11 protein-coding genes are annotated in these 14,146 nt (G+C 63.0%); 9 read left to right on the top strand and 2 right to left on the bottom strand.

The features are described 5' to 3' along the window. The first annotated feature begins 49 nt into the window (after positions 1–49). From PYR64_RS08115 to PYR64_RS08125, 3 genes are read left to right on the top strand one after another with little or no spacing between them, the layout of a single operon-like run. On the top strand, positions 50–1,021 hold the full coding sequence (locus tag PYR64_RS08115) for a hypothetical protein (RefSeq protein WP_275779334.1): 972 nt from the start codon (positions 50–52) through the stop codon (positions 1,019–1,021). Then, positions 1,018–1,902 (top strand): hypothetical protein, encoded by an 885-nt coding sequence (locus tag PYR64_RS08120; RefSeq protein WP_275779336.1) that lies wholly within the window; start codon positions 1,018–1,020, stop codon positions 1,900–1,902. The genes PYR64_RS08115 and PYR64_RS08120 overlap by 4 nt, the downstream gene beginning before the upstream one ends. Before the next feature lie 13 nt (positions 1,903–1,915). Continuing rightward, positions 1,916–2,467 (top strand): dihydrofolate reductase family protein, encoded by a 552-nt coding sequence (locus PYR64_RS08125; protein WP_275779338.1) that lies wholly within the window; start codon positions 1,916–1,918, stop codon positions 2,465–2,467. Between the two features lie 25 nt (positions 2,468–2,492). Here PYR64_RS08125 and PYR64_RS08130 read toward each other — a convergent pair whose 3' ends face one another. Then, positions 2,493–2,957 (bottom strand): hotdog fold thioesterase, encoded by a 465-nt coding sequence (locus PYR64_RS08130; RefSeq protein ID WP_026267138.1) that lies wholly within the window; start codon positions 2,955–2,957, stop codon positions 2,493–2,495. A gap of 160 nt (positions 2,958–3,117) precedes the next feature. Between PYR64_RS08130 and polA the strand changes: the two genes are divergently transcribed. From polA to rpsA, 4 genes are all read left to right on the top strand, one after another. After that, entirely contained in the window at positions 3,118–5,760 is a 2,643-nt protein-coding gene (polA, locus tag PYR64_RS08135) for a DNA polymerase I (protein ID WP_275779340.1), read from the top strand. Positions 5,761–5,834: 74 nt separating this feature from the next. Continuing rightward, positions 5,835–7,148 (top strand): GNAT family N-acetyltransferase, encoded by a 1,314-nt coding sequence (locus tag PYR64_RS08140; protein ID WP_275779342.1) that lies wholly within the window; start codon positions 5,835–5,837, stop codon positions 7,146–7,148. A gap of 51 nt (positions 7,149–7,199) precedes the next feature. Next, positions 7,200–8,156, top strand: a complete 957-nt coding sequence (locus tag PYR64_RS08145) for a polysaccharide deacetylase family protein (protein ID WP_275779344.1) — start codon at positions 7,200–7,202, stop codon at positions 8,154–8,156. 184 nt (positions 8,157–8,340) lie between these two features. Further along, entirely contained in the window at positions 8,341–9,816 is a 1,476-nt protein-coding gene (gene rpsA, locus PYR64_RS08150) for a 30S ribosomal protein S1 (protein WP_011774756.1), read from the top strand. A 97-nt stretch (positions 9,817–9,913) separates the two neighbouring features. Here the strand turns inward: rpsA and PYR64_RS08155 are convergent, their stop codons facing one another. Then, positions 9,914–10,603, bottom strand: coding sequence for a YigZ family protein (locus PYR64_RS08155; RefSeq protein WP_193590520.1), 690 nt, complete (start codon positions 10,601–10,603; stop codon positions 9,914–9,916). A 22-nt stretch (positions 10,604–10,625) separates the two neighbouring features. On the opposite strand from PYR64_RS08155, the gene coaE reads away from it, so the two are divergent. Together coaE and uvrB are read left to right on the top strand one after the other, a co-directional pair. Then, positions 10,626–11,864 (top strand): dephospho-CoA kinase, encoded by a 1,239-nt coding sequence (coaE, locus tag PYR64_RS08160; protein WP_275779348.1) that lies wholly within the window; start codon positions 10,626–10,628, stop codon positions 11,862–11,864. A gap of 29 nt (positions 11,865–11,893) precedes the next feature. Further along, positions 11,894–13,993, top strand: coding sequence for an excinuclease ABC subunit UvrB (gene uvrB, locus PYR64_RS08165; protein WP_018777539.1), 2,100 nt, complete (start codon positions 11,894–11,896; stop codon positions 13,991–13,993). The last annotated feature ends 153 nt before the right edge of the window (positions 13,994–14,146 follow it).

Consider the following 14,146-nt stretch of genomic DNA (forward strand, 5'->3'; position numbering starts at 1 on the left):
AGCCATGAATATGACTGCGTGGTCGTGGTCCGGCAGATATGGGGCTGTCATGAAGTGCCAATCCCGAAGCCGCCCGGCAGGACTTGCCCTGGTCCCGGTCCTGCTGCTGGTCCTTTCAGCCTGCTTGCCGCCGTCCTCTGAAGGCCTTTCCCCGCAGCCGGGGTCCGGGGCGCAAACGGCCGCAACCTCCGGACAGGCCAGTCCAACGGCCGGCGATCCGACGGCGGCACAACCTGCCGGCCCTGCCGGTCCCGCAGCGCCGCAGGCAGACGCGCCAGTCGTGCGATGGATTCCCATAGGGCCAGTCGGGCCCAACGATCCCACCTCCGGTCAGCGATACCTCCTTCTGCAGCAATTCCAGTGCGACGCCCTGGACCGCAGCATCGAAGGGGCGGAGGACTCGGCCGTTTGGGTGGCCGGTGCCGCTGTCTGCCGCGCCGTGCTAAGCGGCAGCCGGGGGGACTGGGAAAGGGCGTCCAACGCGGTTTCGGCCATGCCGCGGATTCCACAGAGTCAGTGCCTGGAGTTCAGGGTTGCAGCCATGTCGGCCTCTTTGGTGGCCCAACGTCGCAGCAACCCTGATTCTGCCTTCAAGGTCGAACCCGGGCTGGGCGAGGCATGTCCGCGCCAGTTGCTGGGCTTGACGGTAGTGGACGAACAGCTCAGGCCGGTTCCGGGGACGCCCCGGGCCTCCGGCCCAAGTTCCGGCGGCACCATTGTCCGCCTCGACGGCTACTACGTCCGCGTTGGCGAGGTCATGTTCGACGGCGTTCCGGCAGACGTCGAATTCGTGGGGGACAGAGAAGACTACGGGACGCTCTACCTGCGGATGCCGCCCGCCCAAGGGCGGAAGTCAGTCCGGATATCGGTCACGGACACCGTGGACATCGCCGGTTCAGTGACGTTCTTCTACGACGACGCCGGAGTTACCCCGAGCCCGAAGGCAACCGGAGGAGGTCCATCTACCGCCACCGGGACCCCCACGGTGTCCGTTGAAGCAACCCCCACGGCCTCACCGTGAGCGAAGAAACGGCGGCTCCAGACCGAAGCAACACCCGATGGCAACGGACCCTCGAGGTGCTCTCGGTCGTCGGTCCGCCGTTGACGGTTGTCACGGCGTTGCTGGTCTATTTCGGATGGGCACGCACCGATGCCCAGGCGAAAGCCATGGGCTTGGACGTCAGCCTGTTCGGCTACACGGTCCAGGACTTCATGCTGCGGAGTATCCAGTCGTTGTTCCAGCCCCTGGCGTGGTTGGTGGTCATCGCTTTGTTGTGGTTGATGCTGGACCGGGCAGTGGCACGCCTCCTCGAATTTCCCGGGCAGCGGAGGCGGGTGCAGTTGACCGCCACGGTAATTCTTTTCCTAGCTTTCGCCTATGCCGCCGTGATGTGGCTTGCGGTGACGGCGCGCCCTGAACAGACTGTCCTCTATGCGCCGTTCCTCATCGCGGCGGGGCTCGTTGTCGGCGCTTGGGGCCTGCGGGTCCGACGCCGGGCTGCCGGGCTTTCAGCGCAGGCCCCGCGCACCGGCAAGGGCGCCCTCGAAGGGTGGCTGGTATTTGTCCTGGTGACGCTCCTGCTGTTCTGGGGAACCTCCGACTACGCCCAGGCGCTGGGGCGGGGCGCCGCGGTCGACTACCAGGAGCGCTCCCACCTGCTGCCCACCGCCGTCGTTTACAGCAAGGAACGGTTGGCCGTTACTGTGCCTAACGTCAAGGAGGAGTCGGCCGGCTCGGAGGCGGCACCCCTGTACCGTTACACCGGCCTGCGCTTGCTGGTGGTCAGCGGCGGACGGATCTTCCTGCTGAACGACGGATGGTCGCTGGATCGCGGCAGGGTGGTGGTCCTGCCGGATAACGGGAGTGTCCGCGTGGAGTATGGGAACCCTGCTTCGGACTGACTAGTCTGGGGCCATGTCGACGTTCCAGTACTACGTAGCTTCCACCATCGACGGCTTCATCGCTTCGCCTGACGACGACCTCGGCTGGCTCCTGCAGTTCGACAGCGTCGACGAAGTCAACGAGGGCATTGGCTTGTTCATGGCCGGCGTTGGTTGCATCGCCATGGGCGGAGACACCTACAGGTGGCTCATTGAGCACGAACCCGGCACGTGGCCGTATCCGGATATCCCGTGCTGGGTCTTCACCCACCACGAGTACTCCGCACCCGCGGGATCGGATATCACCTTCGTTCGGGGCGAGGTCAGCGAATTCGCTCCCGACCTGGTCAAGGCCGCCGACGGCAAGAACGTCTGGTTGGTCGGTGGAGGTGACCTGGTGGCCCAATTCGCCAACGCCGGACTGCTCGACGAAATGATTGTCACCATCGTGCCTGTGGTATTGGGCGCCGGAAAGCCGCTGTTGCCGTTGAAGGGCCCGACGGCGCCACTCGAGTTGGTCTCGTCGAGGACGCTTGGTGGGGCTGCGGTGGAATTGCGCTACCGGCTGCAGCAATCCGCACGGTAATGGCGGGTTTCCGGCCCGAGCGGAATCAGTGGCGGTTGTCCCGGATCATGTTGGTGATGCGGGCTGTTGAGAGCCTCCGGCCTTTCTCGTCAGTGATGACGATTTCATGCGTGGCCAAAGTGCCGCCGAGGTGGATCGCGGTGCACGTGCCGGTGACGGTACCCGTTGCCACTGAACGGTGATGGGTTGCGCCCACTTCAATGCCGACGGCGTGGCGTCCCCTTCCGGCGTGCAACGATGCCGCAAAGGAGCCAAGGGTCTCCGCCAGCACAACGTGGGCTCCACCATGGAGAATGCCTGCTACCTGGGTGTTTCCCTCCACAGGCATGGTGGCCACCATCCGTTCCGCACTCATCTCCGTGAAACGGATACCCATTTTCACCACCAGGGTTCCCACGCCGTGCGCGGAAAGCCAATCGTGGAATTCTTCGGGCACCCCGGCCTCATTGAGTTGGTCGACAAAGCTGTTCGGCGTGAAATTGTCCATCATGCCAACTAGGCTGGCACCTGTGAGTGAAACAACCAAACCGGACCAGGTTCCAACGGCCCAAGCTGCTGCCATTGCAACAGCACCCGCCCCTTCTGCCACTACTTCCAGCGTCTCCGCGGGGGAGGGCCGGCCAAGGTTGCTGGTCCTGGATGGCCACTCCATGGCGTTTAGGGCTTTCTACGCCCTTCCTGCCGAGAATTTCTCCACGGCCCGGGGTCAGTACACCAACGCGGTGCACGGTTTTACGTCCATGCTGATCAACTTGATCAAGGACCAGAAGCCCACGCATGTGGCTGTCGCTTTCGACGTTTCCGACGACACGACGTTCCGCAAGGCGGAGTACAGCGAGTACAAGGGCGGCCGAAACGCCACTCCGGCTGAGTTCGCCGGCCAGATAGGCCTCATTGCGCGGGTGATGGAGGCATGGGGCATCAAAACCATCGCCATGCCCGGATACGAGGCTGACGATGTCCTTGCGACGCTGGCCTCGCAGGCTGATGCTGCCGGTTTCGAGGTGCTGCTGGTTTCCGGTGACCGGGACGCCTTCCAGCTCATCAACGACAACGTTTTTGTGCTTTATCCGAAGCAGGGTGTCAGCAACATTCCCAAGATGGACGCGGCCGCCATCGAGGAGAAGTACTTCGTTAAGCCCGGTTTGTACTCCGACCTCGCCGCACTTGTCGGCGAATCCGCCGACAACCTGCCCGGCGTTCCAGGCGTTGGCCCCAAGACTGCGGCCAAGTGGATCAACCTCTATGGCGGCCTGGAAGGCATCCTGGAGAACCTTGACTCCATTGGAGGCAAGGTGGGCGGCGCGCTCAAGGAGAACCTGGAAAACGTCAAGCGCAACCGCAGGCTGAACCAGTTGCTCACGGACCTGAAGCTGCCCATCACATTGGAGGATCTCCACGAACCGCGTCCTGACCGGCAGGCCATCGAAGAGCTTTTTGAAGAGCTCGAATTCCGGACCCTCCGCACGCGCCTTTTCGACCTCTATGGTGACGACACAGCGGGGGCTGCTCCGGACACCATCGATGCCCCCGAGTTCGACTCACTCACGGATGCTTCCGGGCTGGAAGCCTTTTTCACCGCCGGATCCGGCATGCGTTCGGCCCTGGCCGTGCAGATGGTCCCCGGCCGGGTGGGTGAGGACGCCAGTGCCTTGGCCGTCGTCCGCGCCAACGGTGCAGCCTTCATTGAACTGACGGGCCTGGACGCCGAGGCCGAGGGAGTGTTGGCCCGCTGGCTGCGCGACCCCGAAGAAGCCAAAGTGCTGCACGAGTTCAAGGCGGCACTTAAGGCCCTACACAACCGTGGCCTCGGCCTGGAAGGGGTCGTGGATGACACGTCCATCTCCGGGTACCTCATCCAGCCCGACCGCCGCAGCTACGACCTCGCCGAACTCGCACAGGTCCATCTCAAAATCTCCCTGGCCACGGCCGCTTCCCAGTCCGGACAGCTGGAACTCGACCTCTCCGGTGATACGGACCAGGCTGCCGCTGCCGCGCTCGTCCAGCATGCCGCCGTCGTGCACGCGCTCAGCAAGCACTTCGAAAAGGAGCTTGCAGACCGCAAAGCCGACGCCCTGCTGACCACGCTGGAACTTCCAGTGGCGCGCGTCCTGGCCCAAATGGAACTGACGGGCATCTTCGTCTCCACGGACCGTATGGATGAACAGCTGGCGGACCTCACCAAGGTGATCCAGACCGCCCAGGAACAGGCGTTTGCGGCTATCGGGCATGAGGTGAACCTCGGTTCGCCCAAGCAGCTGCAGACAGTCCTGTTCGAGGAACTGGGCCTGCCCAAGACCAAGAAGATCAAGTCCGGCTACACCACGGACGCTGCCTCGCTCAAGGCTCTGCTTGAAAAGACCGGCCACGAGTTCCTGGTCCAGCTCATGGCGCACCGAGAGTCGTCCAAGCTGGCACAGATGGTGGAGACGCTGAAGAAGTCCGTCGCTGACGATGGGCGAATCCACACCACCTACGCGCAGAACATCGCCGCCACCGGCCGTATCTCGTCCAACAACCCGAATCTGCAGAACATCCCGGTCCGCAGCGAAGAGGGGCGCCGGGTCCGCGGTATTTTCGTGGTGAGCGAAGGTTACGAGTGCTTGCTGTCCGCTGACTATTCGCAGATCGAAATGCGGATCATGGCCCACCTTTCGGGCGATGAGGCACTGATCCAGGCGTACCGGGACGGCGAAGACCTTCACCGCTTTGTGGGCTCCCGGATCTTCAACGTCGCGCCGGCAGAAGTCACCAGCGCCATGCGCTCCAAGGTCAAGGCAATGTCGTACGGGCTGGCCTACGGCCTCACCTCCTTCGGCCTGTCCAAGCAATTGGAGATTTCCGTCGATGAGGCCCGGACGCTCATGAAGGACTACTTTGACCGCTTCGGTGGTGTCCGGGACTACCTGAGGGGCGTCGTGGACCAGGCCAGGACCGACGGCTACACCGCCACCATCGAAGGCCGCCGCCGCTACCTGCCGGATCTGACCAGCACCAACCGCCAGGCCAGGGAAGCAGCAGAGCGGATCGCCTTGAACTCGCCGATCCAGGGCTCCGCTGCCGACCTCATCAAGCGGGCCATGCTGGGGGTATCGGCCGAGCTCGCCAGCCAGGGCCTGAAGTCCCGCATGCTGCTGCAGGTCCACGACGAACTCGTCCTGGAAGTAGCGCCAGGGGAGCGCGAAGCCGTGGAGAAACTGGTCATCGAACAAATGGGCTCTGCCGCGGACCTGTCAGTTCCGCTCGATGTCCAGATCGGCGTCGGATCAAGCTGGTACGAGGCCGGACACTAGCTTTCGAGTAACCGCTTGAGGGCGCGCCGCCGTGGTGGTGGCGCGCCCTCAGGCGTCTGGCTAGGCTCGAAGGCGTGGCTGATCCCAATGAAAGAAACTCCGAAAAGTACTCTGTCCAACGATTCCCTGTTGTCGCCGACAAGACTGACGAAGGCTACAGCCGTTGCACCACCTGGGTGCAGGCCGTCTCGCACGGCTTCCACCAGGAGCGGCGGGACGACGAATACCTGGCCAAAACCCTGGCTGCCTACCGGACCGACAAGCGCGAGCTGACCGGTGTCTATGTCAACGCGGACGTTCCCGATCATTCGCTCGGCGCGGATGTCCCGGTGGCCACCTATGCCACCATGCGCAAATCTCTCAACATCGGCTACGGGCGCCAGCTGGAGTCCAACCTGATTACTGCCGTAACCGTCCGTGGAACCCACAGGCGCAACGGAATCCTCCGCGGCATGATCACTGCCGACCTGCAAGGCGCCAAGGACGACGGCCTCGCCATGGCGGCGCTCACGGCCTCCGAAGGTTCCATTTACGGACGATTCGGCTTTGGTGTGGCCACTTTTGAACGCAGCATCAAAGTCGACACCGGTCCGCGATTCCGGCTCAAGGGACAGCCTGAAGGCGTGGTCGAAGTCGCCGATCCTTCAGTCCTCCTGGACGTTGCGCCAGAGGTCTTTGAGCGGGTCCAGCGGCTTTCTCCGGGTTCGGTCGACAGGCAGGAGTACTACCGCTTGGTGGCATCCGGTTCAATCGGCCATGACGGCAAGCCCGATGCCTCCGTGCGTTGCGCCTTGCATTACGACCCCTCCGGAACATTGGATGGCTACGTTTCCTACCGCTTCAAGGGCTGGGACCACAAGCCGTACACCATGGAAATCGTGGACCTCGTTGCCGCAACCAACGCCGGCTACCGCGACTTGTGGCGCTTCCTGGGCAGCATCGACCTCATCGACGAAGTCACGTGGGCCGAGGCCCCCGTGGATGATCCGCTGGCATGGGCGCTCGAGGACCAGAGGTGCATTGAGGCATCCGAAGTCCGTGACATGCTGTGGCTCAGGATCCTGGATACCCAGGCCGCTTTGGAGGCCCGGAAGTACCCCGCAGCCGGCCGCCTGGTTATTGAGGTCACCGACTCCTTGGGCTTGGCGGGGGGCACCTGGCTTCTGGAATCCGACGGCGGTGCTGCCGCCGTCGTCAAGGATGCTTCGGGTGAGAAGCCGGACCTCAGCATGGACGCCGCAGGCCTCGCCTCCATTTACCTGGGTGCGGTATCGCCGGTGACGCTGGCAGCCGCCGGCCGCATCCGCGAGAACTCCCCGGGCGCCGCGTTCCTGGCCCAGCAGTTGTTCACAGTGGAACGTTCCGCTCACTGTCTGACACACTTCTAGGCAGTACCACTTCACTACAACCACATAGTTACAACGTCAGTAAGGACATCCATGGGGGATTCCAAGCGGCGGCCATTGGCTGGCCGGCGATCAGTGCTGCTTGGAATGGCAGGTTTGGCAACTGCTGTCCTGGCAGGATGTGCAGACAGCGGGACCGGGTCCTTGCCGGGCGGTCCTGAAAAGGATGCGGCAACGGAGCAATTGCGGCCAACCGGTCCCGCTACGCCGCCTCCGTCCGTCTCTGCCAAGTCGAGCGAACAGGCTGCAGCCGCCCTCGCGCAGCCGACCATGAAGCCCCCGGCGGTGCCGGACAAACAAAAAATCCTTGCTGAGTTTGCAGGCAGGCAGCCCAAGGAATGGGGACTGCATGTCACCGGAGTCGTCAACGACTCTCCGGCCAAGCAAGTGGCCTTGACGTTCGATGCGTGCGGCGGGCCGGGGGGTTCAGGGTGCGACCATGAACTGCTGCAGACCCTGCGCAAGCTCCACGTACCTGCCACACTCTTCGTCAACAGCCGCTGGATCCAGGCCAATCCCGGACTTTCCGCGGAGCTGGCAGCGGACCCGCTGTTCGAACTGGCCAACCACGGGACATCACACCTTCCGTTGTCGGTCAGCGGCAAGTCAGCCTATGGGATCACCGGAACGGCCACAGCGTCCGCGGCGTACGACGAACTCATGGGCAACCAGGCAATCATGCAGGACACTTTCGGGAAGTCCCCGCGGTTCTTCCGTCCGGGAACGGCCTTTTACGACGACGTCACGGCCGCCATGACGCGCAGGCTCGGCATGCTGCCGGTCAACTTTACTGTCAACGGCGACGGCGGCGCGACCTTTCCGGCGGCCACCGTCGCCACCGAGGTGGGCCGGGTCGGGCCCGGAGACATTGTCATTTCGCACTTCAACAAGCCGGCGGGAGCAACAGCGGAAGGCTATGGGCGCGCCTTGCCGCGGTTGCTGGACAAGGGTATTTCCTTCGCGCGGCTCGGGGATGTCCTGAAGCCATAACACCGCTTTTGACCCTGCTTTGCCAATACGACTAGAATAAACGGGCGTGTACTACGTGCATGCATCCATTTTGTACTAATCCACAAATCAGGATGACCCGGCGCTTTGCCGTGTTCTGCCGTCCGGACCCGGGCGGCAGCGGTTTGCCTGACCGACTAACTATCCACAACGGAGCCCCTACTACATGACCATCACCTCCACCGAGAAGCCCGGTACCCCCGTAGTCGCCATTAACGACATCGGTACCGCTGAGGACTTCCTCGCAGCTGTCGACGCCACCATCAAGTACTTCAACGACGGAGACCTCGTCGAAGGTACCGTCGTCAAGGTCGACCGCGACGAAGTTCTGCTCGACATCGGTTACAAGACCGAAGGTGTCATCCCTTCCCGCGAGCTTTCCATCAAGCACGATGTTGATCCCGGTGACGTTGTCGCCGTTGGCGATCAGGTCGAAGCTTTGGTTCTCACCAAGGAAGACAAAGAAGGCCGTCTGATCCTCTCCAAGAAGCGTGCTCAGTACGAGCGTGCCTGGGGCGACATCGAGAAGGTCAAGGAAGAAGACGGCGTCGTTACCGGTACCGTCATCGAGGTTGTCAAGGGTGGCCTCATCCTGGACATCGGCCTGCGCGGCTTCCTGCCCGCATCCCTCGTCGAGATGCGTCGCGTCCGCGACCTCGCTCCGTACATCGGTCAGCAGATCGAAGCCAAGATCATCGAGCTCGACAAGAACCGCAACAACGTTGTTCTGTCCCGCCGTGCATGGCTCGAGCAGACCCAGTCCGAGGTTCGCTCCACGTTCCTCAACAAGCTGGAAAAGGGCCAGGTTCGTCCGGGCGTTGTTTCCTCCATCGTCAACTTCGGTGCATTCGTGGACCTTGGCGGCGTAGACGGCCTCGTTCACGTTTCCGAGCTGTCCTGGAAGCACATCGACCACCCGTCCGAGGTTGTCGAGGTTGGCCAGGAAGTCACCGTCGAGGTCCTCGAAGTGGATCTGGACCGCGAGCGTGTCTCCCTGTCGCTCAAGGCTACGCAGGAAGATCCGTGGCAGACCTTCGCCCGCACCCACGCCCTCGGCCAGGTTGTTCCGGGTAAGGTCACCAAGCTGGTTCCGTTCGGTGCGTTCGTTCGCGTCGAAGATGGCATCGAAGGCCTCGTCCACATCTCCGAGCTGGCTGTCCGCCACGTGGAGCTCGCCGAGCAGGTTGTCTCCGTTGGCGACGAACTGTTCGTCAAGGTCATCGACATCGACCTCGAGCGTCGTCGTATCTCCCTCTCCCTCAAGCAGGCCAACGAGGGCGTGGACGCTGACAGCACCGAGTTCGATCCCGCTCTGTACGGCATGGCCGCTGAGTACGATGAAGAGGGCAACTACAAGTACCCTGAGGGCTTCGACCCCGAGTCGAACGAATGGCTCGAAGGCTACGAGACCCAGCGCGCCGCTTGGGAGCAGCAGTACGCTGACGCCCAGACCCGTTGGGAAGCCCACAAGAAGCAGGTTGCCCAGCACGCTGCCGACGACGCTGCTGCTGCAACGTCCGGTGAGAGCGATTCCGGCACCACCAGCTACTCCTCGGAGCCGGCTGCTGCTGAGTCCAACGCTGGCACCCTGGCGTCCGACGAAGCACTCGCCGCACTGCGCGAGAAGCTGACCGGCAACTAATTCCGCCGCCCTCACGGGATGTGCTGAATAGCCAAAGAAGGACCCCTGCCTCCGGGCGGGGGTCCTTCTGTTTTGCGGTCAATCTGTTGGCGCATTCTTAGGCCGGAACGTCAATCCATTCGGTACCCTCGGGACGGAGGAGTGAGCTGCCTGCGGTTAGTGCCGCCACCCGGGCGTGGGCATCGCCAATCTCAGTGGCTGAGTCCTCCAACGCTATGCGCAGGACCGCATGCCGTGCTTCATACGAGGTTTCAGCCATGACATATCCGGCATTCCGGAGTTCGTTCTCCAAACGCCCGGCTTCGGCATGGGCGACCTCTACGGCGCAGAGCCGCAGACGCCGTCGCTGAACCAGGGGAGCCAGGTCCAGGGCCGTCGAGACCGATTCCGAATAGGCACGGACCAGCCCGCCCGCCCCCAGCAGAATTCCGCCGAAATAGCGTACGACGACGGCAGCGACGTCGCTGAGGTCGGTCACCCCGGGCGCCGACTCACGTTTGATAAGGGCTTCGAGCATCGGTATGCCCGCGGTACCGGAGGGTTCGCCGTCGTCGTTCGATCGCTGGATCATCCGGTCCGGTCCGATGACGAACGCCGAGCAGTGGTGGCGGGCGTCGTGGAACTCGCGCCGCAGCCCGGCCACCAACGCGCGCGCGGAATCCTCATCCGGCACCCTGCGGAGCACGGTGATGAAACGCGACCGCCGGATTTCCAGTTCGTGGCGGAAGTCGGGCCCTGCCCGGAGCGTCGTGTACCGGGTCGCACGGCTTTCTTCCTCAATTTCCACCGCTTCAGTCTAGTGTTGAGGGGTGCTGAAAATCGGACTGACGGGCGGCATCGCCTCAGGCAAATCGTTGGTGGCATCCAGGCTCCGGGAGCTGGGGGCACTGCTCATAGACGCGGATGTTATCGCCCGGCAAGTAGTGGAACCCGGGACACCGGGGCTGGAACAGGTTGTTGAAGCCTTCGGTCCTGGCATCCTGGATCACGACGGCGGGCTCGACCGGCCGAAGCTGGGTTCCATCGTGTTCCGGGAACCGGCTCAGCGCGAAATCCTGAACGCCATCGTCCACCCGCTCGTCCGCAAGTCCGCGGCCGCCGTCATGAACAGCGCCGGTGCGGGTGGCATCGTGGTGCAGGACATCCCGCTGCTGGTGGAAACCGGACAGGGCAGCACCTTCCACCTGGTGCTGGTAGTGGATGCGCCTGATGAGCTGCGTGTCCAACGGATGGTGGAGCTTCGAGGCATGACGCCGGAGGACGCGCGTTCCCGCATGGCCGCGCAGGCCTCCAGGGCGGAGCGCCAAGCTGCAGCCGACGTCATCCTGGACAATTCCGGCAGTCGGGAGGATCTACTTGCCGCGGTTGATGCACTGTGGGAGCGGCGTCTGGTGCCTTTTGCGGAAAACATCAAGAGTGGTGTCCGCGCGCCCCGGACAGATGGCCCCGTCCTTGTTGCCCCGAATGGGGAATGGGCACGGCAGGCCGAACGGCTGGCAGCCCGCGTCGCCCTGGCCGCTCCGGATGCGATTCTGGCCGTTGACCATATCGGCTCAACCTCTGTGCCGGGCCTGGCCGCGAAGGATGTCATCGACCTTCAACTGACAGTGCGCGATCTCGAGACGGCCGACCGGATCTCGCCCCTGCTTGGCGCAGCCGGATTCCCAGCAGTGCAGCACGTTCGCGGGGACACCCCGAAGCCCTCCCACCCTTCTCCGGAATCCTGGCAAAAGCGGTTCCATGCCAACGCCGATCCCGGCAGGGCGGTGAACCTTCACGTTCGGAAGGCTGGATCGCCCGGCTGGTATTACGCCCTGTTGTTCCGGGACTGGCTGCGCGCCGACCCTGCAGCCCGCGCTGAGTATGAGGCCCACAAACGCGGCCTGGCCGGGGCCCATGCGGGGGACAAGGACAGTGCAGCCTATGCCGAAGCCAAAGAGCCGTGGTTCACTGACGTGGCGTGGCCGCAGATGGAGGAGTGGGCCAAGCGCACCGGCTGGGCACCGCCGTCGTATTCATCTTCCGCTGAGCGCAAACGCGGACAGTAGCTGTCCGGGGTCGGGGGTAGATTTGGTGTATGAGCCTTGCCCAGGAAATCAACCGTGTCGTCGCACCCTTTGAAGTTGTCAGTGACTATAAGCCCGCAGGCGACCAGCCAACCGCCATCGCAGAGTTGACCGAACGCATCAACAACGGTGAGAAGGACGTAGTCCTCCTTGGTGCCACGGGTACGGGCAAGAGCGCCACCACGGCATGGCTCATCGAGCAGGTCCAGCGGCCTACCTTGGTGATGGTGCAGAACAAGACGCTGGCGGCGCAGCTGGCCAACGAGTTCCGGGAGCTCCTGCCGAACAACGCGGTTGAGTACTTCGTTTCGTATTACGACTACTACCAGCCGGAAGCGTACGTGGCCCAGACGGACACCTTCATCGAGAAGGACTCCTCCATCAACGAGGAAGTCGAACGGCTGCGCCACTCTGCCACCAACGCATTGCTGACCCGCCGCGATGTCATCGTGGTGGCAACAGTGTCCTGCATCTACGGCCTGGGCACGCCCGAAGAGTACATCGCCGGTATGGTGACGCTCCGGAAGGGAGCGGAAATGAACCGCGACCATCTCCTGCGGAAGTTTGTCTCCATGCAGTACGCCCGCAACGACATGGACTTTCACCGGGGAACCTTCCGGGTCCGCGGCGATACCGTGGAAATCATTCCCATGTACGAGGAACTCGCCATCAGGATTGAGTTCTTCGGCGACGAGATCGAGAACATCCAGACGCTCCATCCGCTGACTGGCGAGGTCATCCGGGAGGAGGAAGAGATGTACGTCTTCCCGGCCTCGCACTACGTGGCCGGTCCCGAACGGATGGCGCGGGCCATCAAGCGGATTGAAGACGAACTGGCGGACCGCCTGAAGGTCCTCGAAGCCCAGAACAAGCTGGTGGAAGCCCAGCGGCTCCGCATGCGGACCACCTATGACCTTGAAATGATGCAGCAGATGGGGTTCTGCAACGGCATCGAGAACTACTCGGTGCACATCGACGGCCGCGAGCCCGGCACGGCACCTCACTGCCTCCTGGACTACTTCCCGGATGACTTCCTGCTGGTGGTCGATGAATCGCACGTGACCATTCCGCAGATCGGCGCCATGTACGAAGGCGACATGTCCCGGAAGCGAAACCTCGTGGACTTCGGCTTCCGGTTGCCCTCTGCCATGGATAACCGGCCCCTGAAATGGGACGAATTCCTTGAGCGCATCGGCCAGACGGTCTACCTCTCGGCCACTCCCGGAAAGTACGAGCTCGGCAAGGCCGATGGCTATGTGCAGCAGATTATCCGACCCACGGGCCTCATCGACCCCGAGGTGGTGGTCAAACCCACCAAGGGCCAGATCGACGACCTGCTGGGGGAGATCCGAATCCGCACGGAGAAGAACGAGCGCGTTCTTGTGACCACCTTGACCAAGCGGATGGCCGAGGACCTCACCGATTACCTTGTGGGACACGGCATCAAGGTGGAGTACCTGCACTCGGACGTCGACACCTTGAGGCGTGTGGAGCTGCTCCGGGAACTGCGCATGGGTGTCTTCGATGTCCTGGTGGGCATCAACCTGCTCCGGGAAGGCCTTGACCTTCCGGAGGTCTCCTTGGTGAGTATCCTCGACGCCGATAAGGAAGGCTTCCTGCGTTCCTCCACGTCGCTGATCCAGACCATCGGCCGTGCCGCCCGTAACGTGTCGGGCCAGGTCCACATGTACGCCGACCGGATCACGGACTCCATGGCGCACGCGATTGATGAGACCAACCGCCGCCGCGCCATCCAGGTCAAGTACAACACTGAGCACGGCATCGACCCGCAGCCCTTGCGCAAGAAAATCGCTGACATCACCGACCAGTTGGCCAAGGAAGACGCAGACACCCAGGAGCTGCTCAACAACAACCGGCTGGCCAAGGGCGGCAAACGCGGTAAGACGTCCGCGAAGGGTGCCGCAACTGTCCGGCAGGACGGCCTTGCAGCAGCGCCGGCGGAGGATTTGGTGGGCCTCATTGAACAGCTAACGGAACAAATGCATGGTGCCGCCGCCGAACTCCAGTTCGAGGTCGCGGCAAGGATCCGTGACGAAGTCAAGGAGTTGAAGCGCGAATTACGCCAGATGCAGTCCGCCGGTCACGCCTAGGGTAAGGTTTAAGCCACGTAGGGGAGTATCCCAAGCGCTAGGTTCGTCAGCACGCAAGGCATGGTTGCCTCGCCGGGCCTAGCGGGTCGCCATGTCAGAGCATCAAACGCTCCAAGGCGGCCGGAGAGACTTACACCGTTTTCCCGTACCCTG

It is taken from the genome of Paenarthrobacter sp. Y-19 (genome assembly GCF_029223985.1).
In the GTDB taxonomy this organism is placed as follows: Bacteria; Actinomycetota; Actinomycetes; order Actinomycetales; family Micrococcaceae; genus Arthrobacter; species Arthrobacter nicotinovorans.

Excerpts from the sequence above, each read along its gene's own strand:
- PYR64_RS08115 (WP_275779334.1), top strand. The coding sequence starts at position 50 with ATGAAGTGCCAATCCCGAAGCCGCCCGGCAGGACTTGCCCTGGTCCCG.
- PYR64_RS08125 (WP_275779338.1), top strand. The coding sequence starts at position 1,916 with ATGTCGACGTTCCAGTACTACGTAGCTTCCACCATCGACGGCTTCATC.
- PYR64_RS08130 (WP_026267138.1), bottom strand. The coding sequence starts at position 2,957 with ATGATGGACAATTTCACGCCGAACAGCTTTGTCGACCAACTCAATGAG.
- polA (WP_275779340.1), top strand. The coding sequence starts at position 3,118 with ATGGCGTTTAGGGCTTTCTACGCCCTTCCTGCCGAGAATTTCTCCACG.
- PYR64_RS08145 (WP_275779344.1), top strand. The coding sequence starts at position 7,200 with ATGGGGGATTCCAAGCGGCGGCCATTGGCTGGCCGGCGATCAGTGCTG.
- rpsA (WP_011774756.1), top strand. The coding sequence starts at position 8,341 with ATGACCATCACCTCCACCGAGAAGCCCGGTACCCCCGTAGTCGCCATT.
- uvrB (WP_018777539.1), top strand. The coding sequence starts at position 11,894 with ATGAGCCTTGCCCAGGAAATCAACCGTGTCGTCGCACCCTTTGAAGTT.